This is a genomic window from Nostoc sp. ChiSLP03a, assembly GCF_034531215.2.
GTDB lineage: Bacteria > Cyanobacteriota > Cyanobacteriia > Cyanobacteriales > Nostocaceae > Nostoc.
The window spans coordinates 16,506-31,412 of sequence record NZ_JAVRBQ020000049.1 but is presented as its reverse complement, the minus strand read 5'-3'; the positions used below and the strand labels follow the sequence as shown (position 1 = coordinate 31,412).

The 14,907-nt window shown below is 43.4% G+C and carries 15 protein-coding genes and 1 pseudogene; 10 read left to right on the top strand and 6 right to left on the bottom strand.

Features of this window, described 5'->3' with window-relative positions; translation table 11 throughout:
- Positions 1-491: 491 nt before the first annotated feature.
- On the top strand, positions 492-1,037 hold the full coding sequence (locus RMY32_RS08370) for a shikimate kinase (protein ID WP_322714523.1): 546 nt from the start codon (positions 492-494) through the stop codon (positions 1,035-1,037).
- Between the two features lie 11 nt (positions 1,038-1,048).
- Here the strand turns inward: RMY32_RS08370 and RMY32_RS08365 are convergent.
- Positions 1,049-1,453 (bottom strand): annotated as a pseudogene (locus tag RMY32_RS08365) (Uma2 family endonuclease); the annotation flags it as partial.
- 83 nt (positions 1,454-1,536) lie between these two features.
- Between RMY32_RS08365 and argB the strand changes: the two are divergent.
- A complete protein-coding gene (argB, locus tag RMY32_RS08360) occupies positions 1,537-2,433 on the top strand; it encodes an acetylglutamate kinase (RefSeq protein WP_322714519.1) in 897 nt (298 codons plus the stop codon).
- Positions 2,434-2,504: 71 nt separating this feature from the next.
- On the opposite strand, the gene RMY32_RS08355 is transcribed toward argB, so the two are convergent.
- Positions 2,505-2,963, bottom strand: coding sequence for a hypothetical protein (locus tag RMY32_RS08355; RefSeq protein WP_322714518.1), 459 nt, complete (start codon positions 2,961-2,963; stop codon positions 2,505-2,507).
- A gap of 170 nt (positions 2,964-3,133) precedes the next feature.
- On the opposite strand from RMY32_RS08355, the gene RMY32_RS08350 reads away from it, so the two are divergent.
- The 3 genes from RMY32_RS08350 to pyrE are packed head-to-tail and all read left to right on the top strand — an operon-like array spanning position 3,134 to position 5,231.
- A complete protein-coding gene (locus tag RMY32_RS08350; RefSeq protein ID WP_322714517.1) occupies positions 3,134-3,676 on the top strand; it encodes a tetratricopeptide repeat protein in 543 nt (180 codons plus the stop codon).
- A gap of 36 nt (positions 3,677-3,712) precedes the next feature.
- Complete coding sequence (locus RMY32_RS08345; protein WP_322714516.1) at positions 3,713-4,615, top strand: DUF3153 domain-containing protein; 903 nt, start codon at positions 3,713-3,715, stop codon at positions 4,613-4,615.
- Between the two features lie 34 nt (positions 4,616-4,649).
- Positions 4,650-5,231: an orotate phosphoribosyltransferase gene (gene pyrE / locus RMY32_RS08340; protein WP_322714515.1), complete on the top strand. Its 582-nt coding sequence runs from the start codon at positions 4,650-4,652 to the stop codon at positions 5,229-5,231.
- Between the two features lie 75 nt (positions 5,232-5,306).
- On the opposite strand, the gene RMY32_RS08335 is transcribed toward pyrE, so the two are convergent.
- Entirely contained in the window at positions 5,307-5,660 is a 354-nt protein-coding gene (locus RMY32_RS08335; protein ID WP_322714514.1) for a helix-turn-helix domain-containing protein, read from the bottom strand.
- A gap of 147 nt (positions 5,661-5,807) precedes the next feature.
- Between RMY32_RS08335 and RMY32_RS08330 the strand changes: the two genes are divergently transcribed.
- On the top strand, positions 5,808-6,425 hold the full coding sequence (locus RMY32_RS08330) for an FMN-dependent NADH-azoreductase (protein WP_322714513.1): 618 nt from the start codon (positions 5,808-5,810) through the stop codon (positions 6,423-6,425).
- A gap of 171 nt (positions 6,426-6,596) precedes the next feature.
- Here the strand turns inward: RMY32_RS08330 and pdxH are convergent, their stop codons facing one another.
- Positions 6,597-7,241, bottom strand: coding sequence for a pyridoxamine 5'-phosphate oxidase (pdxH, locus tag RMY32_RS08325; protein WP_322714512.1), 645 nt, complete (start codon positions 7,239-7,241; stop codon positions 6,597-6,599).
- A gap of 127 nt (positions 7,242-7,368) precedes the next feature.
- On the opposite strand from pdxH, the gene RMY32_RS08320 reads away from it, so the two are divergent.
- The 3 genes from RMY32_RS08320 to RMY32_RS08310 all read left to right on the top strand — a co-directional run bounded on the left by RMY32_RS08320 (position 7,369) and on the right by RMY32_RS08310 (position 11,231).
- The gene (locus RMY32_RS08320; RefSeq protein ID WP_322714511.1) at positions 7,369-8,454 is read left to right on the top strand and encodes an AI-2E family transporter; all 1,086 of its coding nucleotides are present in this window, start codon (positions 7,369-7,371) and stop codon (positions 8,452-8,454) included.
- 369 nt (positions 8,455-8,823) lie between these two features.
- Complete coding sequence (locus RMY32_RS08315; protein ID WP_322714510.1) at positions 8,824-9,666, top strand: ScpA family protein; 843 nt, start codon at positions 8,824-8,826, stop codon at positions 9,664-9,666.
- Positions 9,667-10,061: 395 nt separating this feature from the next.
- Positions 10,062-11,231: an NDP-sugar synthase gene (locus RMY32_RS08310; protein ID WP_322670766.1), complete on the top strand. Its 1,170-nt coding sequence runs from the start codon at positions 10,062-10,064 to the stop codon at positions 11,229-11,231.
- 115 nt (positions 11,232-11,346) lie between these two features.
- Here RMY32_RS08310 and speA read toward each other — a convergent pair whose 3' ends face one another.
- Complete coding sequence (speA, locus tag RMY32_RS08305) at positions 11,347-13,362, bottom strand: biosynthetic arginine decarboxylase (protein ID WP_322714509.1); 2,016 nt, start codon at positions 13,360-13,362, stop codon at positions 11,347-11,349.
- Between the two features lie 230 nt (positions 13,363-13,592).
- On the opposite strand from speA, the gene ndk reads away from it, so the two are divergent.
- The gene (gene ndk / locus RMY32_RS08300) at positions 13,593-14,042 is read left to right on the top strand and encodes a nucleoside-diphosphate kinase (RefSeq protein WP_322670768.1); all 450 of its coding nucleotides are present in this window, start codon (positions 13,593-13,595) and stop codon (positions 14,040-14,042) included.
- Between the two features lie 94 nt (positions 14,043-14,136).
- Here the strand turns inward: ndk and RMY32_RS08295 are convergent, their stop codons facing one another.
- Complete coding sequence (locus RMY32_RS08295) at positions 14,137-14,859, bottom strand: TerC family protein (protein ID WP_322714508.1); 723 nt, start codon at positions 14,857-14,859, stop codon at positions 14,137-14,139.
- Positions 14,860-14,907 lie beyond the last annotated feature (48 nt).

The window sequence follows — 14,907 nt, the reverse complement described above, 5'->3', positions numbered from 1 at the left end:
TATAAAGCTGCATAGAATTCGATCCCCCCTAACCCCCCTTAAAAAGGGGGGAACCGGAAAAACATCTATCAAAGTCCCCCTTTTCAAGGGGGATTTAGGGGGATCAAGATATGTGCAACTTCACATTAAATTGGTATAAGTTACTTTAAATACATTAATAACGGTAATTATGTCATTTCGTTCCTCTTAAAAGAGAAGATGAATTTGCAGATTTTAAAAATAATTGGAAGTTAGAAAAGTTATAAGTAAATTTGAGAGAAACAAAGTGAAAAACTTTGATATCTGTTGAAAATAAATTTATTGAGGTTTATTTTGTTTTTGTATGCCTGCGGAAATTACTAATATCGGCATCAAATTGTAGTAGTAAACTATTAGAGTTTGCGCGATTATGTATCAAACTCCGTATTTTTAAGTCCTAGATTGAATCGTTGAGTTTATAATTTAAAGCTGTGACTCAGCACTCAAAACTTATAATTGGAGCGAAGCAACTGGTGAGCAGCTTATTACAAGGAGTCAACCTGTACTTAATTGGTATTATGGGCGTTGGTAAGACGACAGTAGGGCGCTTACTAGCAAAAGAACTGGGTTATGGGTTTGTAGATACCGATGGTGTCATTGTCCAAGCAACAGGTAAATCTATCAATCAATTATTTGCAGAAGTTGGGGAAGCCAAGTTTCGCCAGTTAGAAAGTGACGTACTTTCACAAATTTGTGCTTTTACAAAGTTGACTATCGCAACCGGTGGGGGCATTGTATTGCGGCGAGAAAATTGGGGTTACTTGCACCACGGTTTGATAGTGTGGCTAGATACGCCAGTGGAGATAATTTACAGTCGTTTAGCTGAGGATACCACAAGACCACTGCTACAAGATATCGATCCTAAAGCTAAGTTGCGATCGCTCCTCGAACAACGAACACCACTTTACTCTCAAGCCGATTTGCACATCATCGAGCGAGAGGGAGATACACCTGAAGATGTTGCCAAGCGAATACTTGAGGCAATTCCTGGCGTTCTCAAAACACAAGTTTCTCATTAAGAAGACTCAAATTACCAAATTTTGCCCATCCGTAGGATAAATCCTGGTAATTCTGGATTACCATTAACTGCTTCGGGATTATCCAAAATTTCAACTTCTCGATTCGGACGGTAAATGTAGACTTTTCGATTCTGCCGATCGATTAACCAGCCTAATGATGCACCATTATCGATGTACTCCTGCATTTTCTCTTGTAATTTGATCGGGCGATGTCTACGACGGGCTACGCCTACGCTAGAGAAGCGTAACTCAATCACAAAGCTGGGGCAAATTGGTGCAAATGAGGCTTTTTGTGCATCTGTTAAGGCGTTCCAACGCTCCAGTTCAATCCAAGAAGCATCAGGGGAACGTATCGCTCCATTAGGTAGCGTAAAACCTGTACTGGAGTCAAAGCCTATGCCAGTACCATCTTGTTCTTGGCAGCTATGAGATATTGTTACAAGGTACAAAGTCTTCTACACTGACTGCATAGGTTTTAACTCTCTCTGTTAGGCTCCTCATGACGGTCAACGATTCTGAATACATCAGGCAAGCTGAAGCCACTCGTGTACGTGTACTCAGCGAAGCACTACCTTATATTCAACAATTCACAGGTCGCACTGTTGTTGTCAAATATGGTGGCGCAGCAATGAAAGATAGCGCACTCAAAGACAAAGTTATCCGCGACATTGTATTCTTATCCTGCGTGGGCTTGCGTCCGATTGTAGTCCACGGTGGTGGCCCAGAAATTAACAGTTGGTTAGATAAGCTGGGCATCGAACCACAATTTAAGAATGGTTTGCGAGTCACTGATGCCGCCACAATGGATGTGGTGGAAATGGTTTTAGTTGGTCGAGTTAATAAAGAAATTGTCTCCCTGATTAACCAAGCTGGTGGTTTGGCTGTCGGACTTTGCGGTAAAGACGGTAATCTATTTACAGCCCGTTCTCAAGGTGAAGAAGGCATCGGCTTTGTGGGGGAAGTCAGCAATGTAAATATCAAGATTTTGGAAACCCTCGCTAGCAATGGCTATATTCCAGTAGTCTCTAGCGTCGCCGCAGACGAAGCAGGACAAGCTTATAATATTAACGCCGATACTGTAGCCGGGGAAATTGCCGCAGCATTAGGTGCAGAAAAGTTAATTTTACTGACCGACACCAGTGGAATTTTAAAAGATTACAAAGACCAATCTACTTTGATTCCGAAAGTAGATATCCGCGAAGCCCGCGAGTTGATTGCTGATGGTATAGTTAGCGGTGGGATGATTCCCAAAGTGAATTGTTGTGTGCGATCGCTTGCTCAAGGAGTCCGTGCCGCACACATCATCGATGGTCGCATTCCCCACGCGCTGTTACTGGAAATCTTTACTGATGTTGGGATTGGGACGATGATTCTCGGTTCGCAGTTTACCTATTAGAGTGCTGAGTGCTGAGTGAGAAGTGAGGAGTGAGGAGTAAAGAGTTCTTATTATCCCCTCATCTCCCTACTCTACCGGGGATAGGTAATAATAACCCGCGATCGCCCACCGCTAAATGGTGTACGAGGCCATGAATTATTGATAATTACTGGATTAACTAGGGTTGAATCTCGAATTGTTGGATCGATTGGCGTGAAATTTCTCACGTTTTGCCTAAACTGGGGATAGGAATAATCGCGGTAATGATTGCGTTGTGGTATTAGTCCCGTTGTTGGGTCTACAAGCATAGGTGTGGGAATCGGACTACCATAAATAAAGGAACCCACAGAAGGCGACGATCGCCTGACTCCATAACCATAACCACCATCATTTACGAACACGCGCTGGGCAGAATGCGATCGCCTGACTCCATAACCACTATCAATCACGAACGCGCGCTGGGCGGAAGCTGGAGCAATGCTTACACCCATCACTGCTAAAGTCATACCTGCTAAGAGCCAATTCAGTTGCGAATGCTTGATTTTCAACATAATTTTGCTCACCTGCATTTGATACCGGAATTTTTAATCAGAAAATAGTCGCAGCTACTTACTTAAAATTTTAGAAGTTTATCCACTTTCTGATTGCCAGCTTTTGAAAAGATTCTAAAAAGATTGCTGGCATTGGCAAAATGAAAATAGTGCTAATTTTTGTATAAGACGTGAATACAGAAAGTCTAGAAATTGCTAAAACTCGCTACCAGGCTGGGAAAGTTGCCTTTGAGAATGGGCAATACCGTGAAGCCGTAGAAAATTTAGAAAAGGCCAGCGCTCTGTTAGCTCGTAATTCTCGTCTTGGGGGCGAAGTAGAAATTCATCTAGTGACAGCTTATGAAGCGGCTGGACGCACGGATGATGCGATCGCTCTTTGCGAAAGACTCAAACGCCATGCCCATTTTGAAATCAGCAAACAAGCGCGGCGGATGCTTTATATATTAAAAGCACCAAAGCTGAAAAGACCCAGCGAATGGATGACCGAAATCCCCGATTTGGGTAAATTAGCTGATAATGAACTCAAAATTTCTATACCTGCTAAGTCTACTAAATCTTCTGGGGAGCAAAAGCCTAAACTTGCCGAGCCAGAATTTGTTGACCTCAGTCAGGTCAATACCAGAGATAATCGCTTTATCTGGGTGGCGCTAATTGCCATTGGTTTAACCATCTCGTACTTGGTTTGGTTGAATTTTTCCGGAACCCCTGGCTGATAATAATTCTGTTGACTTTTGGGGAGATTTATAGTTATGAATTCTTCAATTTTCGGAAAGATTTTCTTGTGGTTAATCAGATCGTTTAATTTCGTGTTGGCAAATATGAAATTGCCCTCACGACTGAATGGCCGAAATCGAATAAACCGAGTCTTTCCCATCCGAAATCCTATTCTGTGGCTAGTGCTGTTAACATCTCTGCTACTGACTGGCTGTGTGAAGTACGATGTGGGGCTTAACTTTGACAACTCAAATAGTGGCGAACTAGTACAGCATATTAAGTTGGGAGAACGGCTAACCAGTTTTAGCGGCGATTCGGTGTATGAGTGGTTAAAAAGCATAGAACGCCGCGCCCGTCAACTTGAGGGTAAAGCACAGCGAGTTTCCCCAGAAGAAATCATCGTCACAATTCCTTTTAGCAGTGGTAGGGAATTGCAAGAGAAGTTCAACGAATTCTTTAACTCCCGTGCAAATCAACCCTCTGAGTCTGTACAGAGCGAATCTGGCTCAGAACTACCGAAAATTGAATCAAACGTCCTCTTGGAGGAGAATAATTTTTTACTTTTAGTCCGAAATCGGTTGATTTATGATTTGGATTTGCGATCGCTCTCTCTAATTGCCAGTAAAGGTAATGTACTAGCTAATGCTGGTTCAATTCTCGATTTGGAATTTAGCTTGAAGACTCCTTGGGGAGCCAAAAATATTCAACTAACTGAAACTGCAATTGAGCCAGAAAAAAATGGCAATAAATTAGTGTGGAAACTCCAGCCTGGCGAGCTAAATCACATAGAAGCTGTTTTCTGGCTTCCTAGTCCCCTTGGTATCGGTGGGTTGTTAATTATCCTGTTTGTCTCAGGAGGATTGTACTTGAGATACAATTTCATGCCAGATCCCAGAATTCAGTTTCCTCCCAAAGCAGCAGCCATTCAAGAACAGTAAACTATTTATTTGTTAAATATTCTTAGCGAAGCCGATGCATTTTTCATCGGCTTTTTTACCTTTTTCCCAGCTTTTTATAAAAATGATTCATAGCGAATTAGCCAAAGAAATTGTTCGTGTTTCCTATTTGAAAGGCGAGTTTCGGTTACGTTCTGGTCAGATATCTTCTCATTACTTTGATAAATATCAGTTTGAATCTAATCCTTTGTTACTGAAACAGTTAGCTAAAGAAATGGTAAAAAAGATTCCACCAAACACGGAAATTCTAGCCGGACTGGAATTAGGAGGAGTTCCTTTAGCAACAGCAATTTCATTAGAAGTTGAATTACCAGTTGTCTTTGTTCGGAAAACAAAAAAAGAATATGGTACTGAGAAAATAGCAGAAGGATTTGATATTCAAGGGAAAAAATTGTGTGTCATTGAAGACGTGATTACAACAGGTGGTCAGGTTGTAAAAAGTACCGAAGCGCTGCGTAATCAGGGAGCGATCGTGGACTTTGTACTCTGCGTAATCTGGCGCGGAAGAACGGAAGACAACAGCCTCGAAAAAGCTGGTATTCAAAAACTTCCTCTATTTGATATGGAAGAGCTTTCAGTATGGATGGAGCTGTCTTGAAGCCCACAATTAAAACATCTTAGACAATAGCCCTAAAAATACTTAGGTTTGAGATAAAACTTGTGTAATTTCAGCTTAAACATTACTATTGCTATGTTCTCGTTGTTCGCTGCCATACCAACGTTCAGCAAGCCCATTGAGTTGATGAAGGATTTCAATGAGTTCCTGTCCGCGTTCTGTAAGACCGTAAGTGACTTGAGGTGGGATAGTTGGTTCATACTGGCGATAAATAATTTCTGCTGCCTCAAGCATCCTCAGTCTTTCTGTCAGCATTTTGGTTGATATGCCTTCTACTTGGCGCTTCAATGCACCAAAGCGAATAGACCCGCGATTACACAACACCCATAGTATGTACATTGTCCAGGGCCCTGATAATAAGGACATCAAAATACTGATTGGGCAAGCATCAGGATTTGTAGAAGCAGACATCGATAAGTTAGCCAAAATTATCCAACAGTTACTTTATAGTAACTACTTTACTTTAGTAACTAGTTACTTTTAGTATCTGATGTAATGCTTTGAAATAAAGATTCAAAAAAAGTAAAAGCAGAAATCCTAGTTAATCAGGAGATATTTGTGGTAAATATTCTACATATTGATTCCAGCCCCCGTGGTGAACGATCGCACTCCAGAGAATTATCTAAGGAATTCGTCAGTGCTTGGAGAGCAGCGCATCCTGAAGATGCGATCGTCTATCGAGATTTAGGGCATTACCCAGTTCCTCACGTTGATGAAGCTTGGATTGCGGCGGCATTTTCACCACCAGAAACCCATACCCCAGAATTAACTGAGGCACTTAGGATTTCTAACGAACTGGTTGATGAGTTTTTGGCAGCCGATCGCTACGTCTTTGGAGTGCCAATGTATAACTTCAATATACCTTCCACCTTTAAGGCTTACATCGACCAAATCGTTCGCATTAACCGGACTGTTGCCTTAGATGCTCAAGGTTTTAAAGGGTTAGTTCAGGGCAAAAAAGCGGTTGTCATTACAGCTCGCGGCGGTGACTTTAGCGCGACATCTCCTATTCTTGCTTATGACTTCCAAGAACCCTACCTGCGGGCAATTTTCGGCTTTATTGGGATTACAGATATTCAATTTATTAACGCTAACAGCCTGAATGAAGGTGATGCCCGTACCCAATCTCTATCAGAAGCAAAGGCAGCAATTCAAGATGCGATCGCCCAGTGGTAATGTGATGCGGGGCATTGGGCATTGGGCATGGGGCATGGAGAAGAGACAAGGTAGACAAGGAAGAGGGGGGAGACTTGGGAGAGACTGGTTCAATAATTCCTCCTTGTCTCCCTTGTCCCCTGCTCCCCCTGCTCCCCCTGCTCCCCTGCCCCCTGCCCCTCTGCCTCCCCTTCACGGTGACAACCGCTCAATCTTCCAAGTGCTATTATCTAAACGGCTATAAAGTAAGCGATCGTGCAGACGGCTAGGGCGTCCTTGCCAAAACTCAATTTCTGTAGGGATAACTCGTAAGCCGCCCCAATGAGGTGGTCGAAGAATCTCCTGATTTTCATGTTTGCTTTGAAACTCTTGCAAGCGCCGCTCTAAGACTTCTCGACTTTCTATGATCTCGCTTTGATTAGATACCCATGCACCTAAGCGACTGTTAGCTGGGCGAGTGTGAAAATATTGGTCAGACTCAGTTTCGGAAACTTTCTCCACATACCCCGAAATTCGGACTTGACGTTCCAGTTCTGCCCACCAAAAGACTAAAGCCGCCTGGGGGTTTTCTGCTAATTCTTGTCCTTTGTGACTGTTGTAGTTAGTAAAGAAGGTAAAGCCCCGTTCATCAAAATCCTTAAGCAGCACCATTCTGGCTGAAGGCTTACCGTCTGGTGTGGCTGTGGCAATGGTCATGGCATTAGGTTCAGGGAGTTGTGCTGCTAGAGCCTGATCGAACCATTTTTTAAATTGGATAAAAGGATTAAGTTCTACTTCGAGTTCGCTCAAGCCTTCCAAGGTGTAGTCTTTGCGAAGGCCAGCTACAGTTTTGTCCATTGTGATTTGTTTCCTTGCTATCAGATACGCTTATATATATCTTTGTTAAAAATATCTATGATGATAATCAGTGCCATCAAGAATTTTACAAATTCTCTCAAGAAATATTTAAAATAGGTTGCGTCAGATGCGCCGTTCGACCTCCCTTCGACGTCTGTTAATTTATGGTCTGAGCGGTCCAGTTATCGCTCTCAATATCTGGCTACTATCCTTGCTGTTTCGCTATTTCCAGCATCCCATTACTGTTTTGAGCATTGCGGCGATTCTGGCTTTTCTGCTCAATTACCCGGTTAAGTTCTTTGAACGTGCCCGGATCACGCGCACTCAGGCGGTGATTATAGTTTTACTTGCAACATTAACCTTGCTTGGGATTCTGGGCGTCACCCTAGTGCCGTTGATCGTTGATCAAACAATCCAACTGTTAAATAAGATCCCTGATTGGTTAACCGCCAGTCAAGCAAACCTAGAGCAGTTTGAGATGTTGGCAAAGCAACGACGTTTGCCAATCGATCTGAGGGTTGTGAGTAGTCAAATCAATGCCAACATTCAAAATGTAGTGCAACAGCTAGCTTCTGGTGCAGTAGGATTTGCTGGAACACTACTTTCTGGATTAGTTGACTTAGTGTTAGTCATTGTGCTTGCATTTTATATGCTTTTATATGGCGATCACGTCTGGTATGGTCTGATCAATCTTTTACCCTCTAACATTGGAGATCCCCTCACCACATCCTTGCGCTTAAACTTTCAGAACTTCTTCCTTGGGCAGCTGTTACTAGGATTGTTCATGGTGCTAACCCTGACACCAATTTTCTTAGTCATAAAGGTGCCTTTTGCCCTGCTGTTTGCCATTTTAATCGGTATTTCAGAACTCATTCCTTTTATTGGGGCGTCTCTCGGTATTGGTCTGGTGACAATTTTAGTACTACTGCAAAATTGGTGGTTAGCAGTTCAAGTTGCGATCGCGGCAATTCTTATGCAGCAGGTTAAAGATAACTTATTAGCTCCCAGAATACTCGGTAATTTTATCGGACTCAATCCTATTTGGATTTTTGTAGCTATTTTGATGGGATTTGAGATTGCTGGCTTGTTAGGGACAATTGTTGCTGTTCCAATTGCTGGTACTATTAAGGGCACTTTCGATGCGATTAAGAGCGGCAAGCCGAGTGATTTTGTCTCAACTGTCACTATTGCCCATGATTCGCCTCCTAATTAAGGGGGCAGGGGGGCAGGGGGAGGGGGCAGGAAAGACAAAGGGACAAGGGAGACAAGGGGACAAGGGGGAATTATTGAACAAGTCTTTTTCTTATCTCCCCCCTCTTCCTTGTCTACCTTGTCTCTTCTCAATGCCCTATGCCCCATGCCCAATGCCCAATGCCCAATGCCCAAGGTCAAAAGTTGCACAATCTAATCTCACAATTCACAATGGTGATCGATTACAAATTTTAAAGGATATTGCCAGCAGGTAATTTCTGAAAAAAGAAGCGCAAGCGAATGTATAGAGTATACGCTTTGCCAATAGTCAATTAGTTTAGTCTTGAATTTACAGTCTTTTGATTCTCATTAATTAACTTAGAGCCTGTTGATGGAAGCTTCCGAGCTGTTAGAAACAATCACATTTTTGATTTACCAAGCCGAGCAGGGGGAAATTGATCCTTGGGATGTCCAAGTGATCGAGGTGATTGACCGCTATTTAGAACTGATGGCACCGGGGGCAATAACAAGAGGCTATGAAGCGGACTTGTCTCAATCTGGACAAGCATTTTTATCAGCATCAATGCTGGTATTATTCAAGGCAAATACCTTGATGCAATTGTCAACAGTAGGAGATGCACAAGATGGTGTAGAAGATGATGCCCTATTGTCAGATGAAGACGGTGTATTACATCAGGGTCATCGTCTACCCTTAGAACGGCAATTACGTCGTCGTCCAGCGGCGATGCCACCACCAAAGCGCCGGGTGACTCTGCAAGAGTTAATTGAGCAATTGCAGATTATGGCTAACCAACTGAAACTGGTAGAAAAAGTCAGCAAACCTATCCGTCCCAGGCGTCAACCTAGCGTTCAAAGTATGCGAGAGGCGCTGGAGTTAGCTCACCAAGAAAATCTGACAGAAGTCGCTGGGGAACTGGAGCAGGTGTTGAAATTGTCGGCAAGAGAGCTAAGTTTAGAACAAAATTGGTTGAATTTAGAACAACTTGTAGAATTATGGACTAAGACAAAGCTTCTTAACCAAAATGGGTCTGGACATAGGTCTGGACATGAGTCTAAACACAGTAACCTAGTTAGCGTTTTCTGGGCACTACTATTACTCTCGGCTCAATCGAAAGTAGAGCTATTTCAAGAGGACTTTTATCATGAAATTAAAATTCGCTTAATTAGAGATTCAGCTAATATCGGCAACCCTTTTGAGAATCCGATGAACTAAGTCTATGAAGAGTGCTGAGTTCCGTTAGCGGATAGCTAAGGTTCAGCCCGTGCTGAGTTGAAAGGAGTCGAAGTGAAGCAGAAAGCAAAGTGAGTCCTTGGCATCAAGATTTCAGGCTTCCTTGTGAGAAAAATAGGAATTTATTTTATGGGATTTTCCTCCTGGCTCCAGTATAGCTGCTGCCTACATTGTCATAGATTTTTGATTTAGCCCTAAAATCCGAGTAAATTGAAAAGATAAGCGATCGCTTGTCATCTAAGTATATCGATGGTTGTAATAAACGCTAAATTCCTGTTATCCCTATTCTGAGGGATGACTTAGAGCAGAAATAAAAACTGATGGTTAAGTATCACTCAATGAAAGTAAACTGGCTTGTGGTTGAGGAATAAATTTTTATGAAAGCGATGATTCTCGCGGCTGGCAAGGGTACTCGCGTGCGTCCGATTACGTACACTATGCCTAAGCCGATGATGCCCATCCTGCAAAAGCCAGTGATGGAGTTTTTGCTGGAACTGTTACGCCATCATGGATTTGACCAGATTCTAGTCAATGTTAGTCATTTGGCTGAGGAAATAGAAAACTACTTCCGTGATGGTCAGCGGTTTGGGGTGCAAATTGCCTATTCCTTTGAAGGGAAAATTGATGACGACGGAAAACTGGTGGGCGAAGCGATAGGTTCCGCTGGAGGGATGCGGCGCATCCAAGACTTCTCACCGTTTTTTGATGATACCTTTGTAGTTTTATGTGGTGATGCTTTAATTGACCTGGATTTAACTGCGGCAGTTAAATGGCATAGAGCTAAAGGGTCGATCGCTACTATTATCACTAAATCTGTTCCGAAGGAAGAAGTTTCTAGCTATGGTGTGGTTGTAACTGACGAAGAGGGACGTGTCAAAGCTTTCCAAGAAAAACCTTCAACTGAAGAAGCCCTTAGCACCAACATCAACACAGGTATTTACATTTTTGAGCCAGAAGTTTTTAACTATATTCCTTCTGATGTTGAATATGACATTGGTAGCCAATTGTTTCCCAAATTGGTAGAAATCAAAGCTCCCTTTTACGCCATTCCTATGGACTTTGAATGGGTAGATATTGGTAAAGTCCCAGACTATTGGCGGGCGATTCGCGGCGTGCTGCTGGGTGAAATCAAAAATGTGCAAATTCCTGGTCATGAAGTCGCCCCTGGTATTTACACTGGCTTAAATGTCGCCGTAAATTGGGACAAAGTGGATATTACAGGCCCAGTTTATATTGGTGGGATGACGAGAATCGAAGACGGAGCTAAAATTGTCGGCCCAGCCATGATTGGCCCCAATTGTTGGATATGTAGTGGTGCAACAGTAGAAAACAGTGTCATTTTTGAATGGTCGCGCCTGGGCCCTGGAGTCCGGTTAGTCGATAAGCTGGTATTTGGACGTTATTGCGTAGATAAAACTGGCGCTGCGATCGATGTTCAAGCTGCTGCTTTAGACTGGCTGATTACCGATGCCCGTCAGACACCGCCATCACATACCCCTGTTGAGCGACAAGCGATAGAGGAATTGTTGGGGACAAATACAAATTAGAGAATGGGGCATGGGGAATGGGGAATGGGGAATGGGAAATAGGGCATGAGGCATGGGGAAGAGTTTTTCAATGCCCAATTCTCAATGCCCAATGCCCAATTCCCAATGCCCATTCCTAACTATTTAAGTACGTATATCTTCTAAGACTCTGCTCGTAGGTTTGCAGTAGTCGCTGAGATTCCGCTAGGGTGATGCGCTTTTCTTCTAATGCTTTCTCGCACCGCTGGCGAATGTTTTCCACCATATCTTCGGAGTCATACTGGACGTAGCTTACTACTTCGCTCATGGTGTCACCTTTGACAACATGTTCAATTTGGTAGCCTTTGGGCGTTAATTGGATGTGAACGGCGTTGGTGTCGCCAAACAGGTTGTGCAAATTGCCCATGATTTCTTGATAAGCTCCATTCAAGAACATTCCCAAATAATAGGGTTCTCCGGGCTTGTAGGTGTGCAATTCTAAAACCGACTTGACATCGCGCAGGTCAATAAAGCGGTCGATTTTGCCATCACTGTCGCAGGTGAGATCTGCTAAAATTCCCCGCCGTGTTGGTTCTTCATCTAAGCGGTGGATTGGCATGATCGGGAATAGTTGGTCGATCGCCCAGCAATCTGGTGCCGATTGGAACACTGACATATTCACGTAGTAGATGGAAGCCATTATCTTCTCTAGGTCTTCTAGTTCATCGGGTACGTATTCTTGCTGTCTAGTGAGGGTAAGAATTTTTTGACAACAAGCCCAGTAGAGACGTTCGGCTTTAGCTCGTTCTCTGAGGCGTAAAATTCCTAAGTTGAAGCGGCTGATGGCTTCTTCTTTGAATTGTGTTGCGTCGTGGTAGAACTCCTGATAATTCTCTTTGTTAATGGATTGGTAAGTTTCCCAAAGATAATTAATAATCGGGGATTCTCCCTCTTGTGGAGGTTCTGGGTTGTCGAGAGGAACATCACTAGTACTAAGAACATCAAAAATCAGTACCGACTGATGGGAAGCGATCGCTCGTCCACTTTCACTAATCAGTGTTGGTACGGGAATCTGCCGCTCTGCACAGGTATCTTTTAACTCTGCCACGATGTCATTGGCATAGTTCTGCATGTTGTAATTTTTCGATGCATAGAAGTTGGTTTGGGAGCCATCATAATCTACGCCCAAACCGCCACCCACATCAAGGTATTTCATATCAGCTCCCAGCATTGCCAATTCCACATAAATGCGGCTGGCTTCTTGGATAGCATCTTTAATTACATTAATGGCGGAGATTTGTGAGCCGATGTGAAAGTGCATCAACTGCAAAGAATCGAGCAGGTTAGCTTCGCGTAACTTGTCAACAGCCTCGATGACTTCAGGCATTGTCAAACCAAATTTAGCGCGATCGCCACTAGAGGTTCCCCAACGTCCCATGCCTTGAGTACTGAGTTTAGCACGAACACCTAATATCGGTTTAATACCTAACTGGCGATTGGCATCAATCACCAAATCAACTTCTTCAATCTGTTCTAAGACAATGATTGGTGTTTGCCCTAGTCTTTGGGCTAACATTGCCGTTTCGATGTATTCTCGGTCTTTGTAGCCGTTGCAAACTAACAATGCTCCTGGTGTATCCAAAATAGCTAGAGCAATCATTAATTCTGGCTTGGAACCGGCTTCTAAACCAAATTGATGGGGTTTGCCAAATTTCACTAAATCCTCAATCAAATGCCGTTCTTGATTGCATTTGACGGGAAACACACCACGGTAGACACCAGGGTAATTGTAGCGGGCGATCGCTTTGGCAAAACAAGCATTCAACCGCTCAATCCGGTCTTCTAAAATGTCGGAAAAGCGAATCAACATGGGAAGTCCCAAGTTGCGCTGTTTCATGGCGTTGACCAATTCAAACAAGTCAAGAGAACCCCCGCGATCGCCCTTGGGTGCGACGGTAACGTGACCAGCTGCGTTAATGGAAAAATAAGGTTGTCCCCATCCTTCAATGCGGTACAAGGCTTCGCTATCCTCAATTTTCCAGGAGCGAGGTAAATCTCCTGTGGTAGAACTCGGTGGTAACAGTTTTTTGTGCTTGTGATTTTTCACTTCTTTTTGTCCATTGGACGGTACTTGTACCACCTCGTCAGATGTAGCAGTTGACTCAACACCCATTTCTTCCTAACCTCTGTTTTTCACCCACGAGTTAACAATTTAGCGCATTCATTTAGGAACGTATATGCACCCAAGGATAATTTCTGAGATAAACTCTGATTGGTCATTAGTCATTAGTCATTGGTCATTGGTCATTGGTCATTGGTCATTAGTGCAAAACCCTTACCTTTGGACAAATGACAAAGGACAAATGACAAGATAAAAACTTTATTAAGCTTTGGGAGATAGCAATGGAACGTACATTCTTAGCGATTAAGCCTGATGGAGTACAGCGGGGACTAGTGGGGGAAATTATCCGTCGCTTTGAAACTAAAGGTTTTACCCTAGTTGGTTTAAAGTTACTAAAAGTCAGTCGAGAATTGGCTGAACAACACTATGATGTTCACCGGGAACGTCCCTTTTTTGCTGGTCTAGTCGAATTTATCACTTCTAGCCCAGTGGTAGCAATGGTATGGGAAGGTGATGGTGTCGTTGCATCTGCTAGAAAGATTATTGGTGCGACGAACCCTTTAACAGCAGAGCCAGGAACGATTCGGGGCGATTTTGGTCTGAATATTGGTCGCAACTTAATCCACGGTTCTGATGCTCAAGAAACCGCGCAACGGGAAATAGCCCTATGGTTTAAGGATGAAGAATTAGTCAGTTGGCAACCACACTTAACGCCTTGGTTGCACGAGTAAGACATTAGGACTGGGGACTGGGGACTGGGTACTAGGGACTGGGTACTGGGGACTAGGAATTAGTTATTTCCCCTGCCCCTGCCCCCTGCTCTTTTTATTTCGAGACTTCGCTTTTTTCTGGTTCTACTTGGGGTAATTCAGTACTAACGCGCTTAGAAAATCCCCAGCCTAAAATCAGGAAGATAGCAGCAATCATAATCCATTCTGGTGGAACTAAACTATCGTTGACCACTTTTAATAACAAGCGCAAGCCTACCAACGCTACAGTTACATAGCCTGCGTCTTCTAGGTTTTCGTATTCGTCTAGCCAACGGATAAACAATCCCGCCATGAATCGCAGCGTAATAATACCAATTGTTGCACCCGTTAGCACTAGCCATTTTTCTTGAGAAACTGCGATCGCAGTGGTCACGCTATCCAAAGAAAATGCTAAATCTGTAAATGCAATCACGGGTATGGCTTGCAACAATGAATTAAAACGCGGCCCGTGATGGTGTTCGTCCTTAGATTCTTCCGAGGTAAAGTGTTGGAATACCAACCACAGCAGATAAGCAGCGCCCAATAATTCAAATTGCCAGAATTGTTGTACCCAAGTAGCAGTGAGAATCAGGGTGATTCGCAGCACATAAGCAACGACTAAACCAAAGTTGAGTCCTTTACGCTCAAGTTCTTCGTCTTCTAGCCCCTTTGCGATCGCAGCCAGAGCGATCGCATTGTCGGCAGATAACAACGCCTCTAAAAGCACCAGGATCGCCAGAACTATAAGGGCTTCAAGGCTAAAATGAAAGTCGAGGTAATCAAAAATTCGGTCTAGCATTCCGGGTTTCTCAAGCAGAAAAAATTAAATTTTGACAAGAACAGAGAT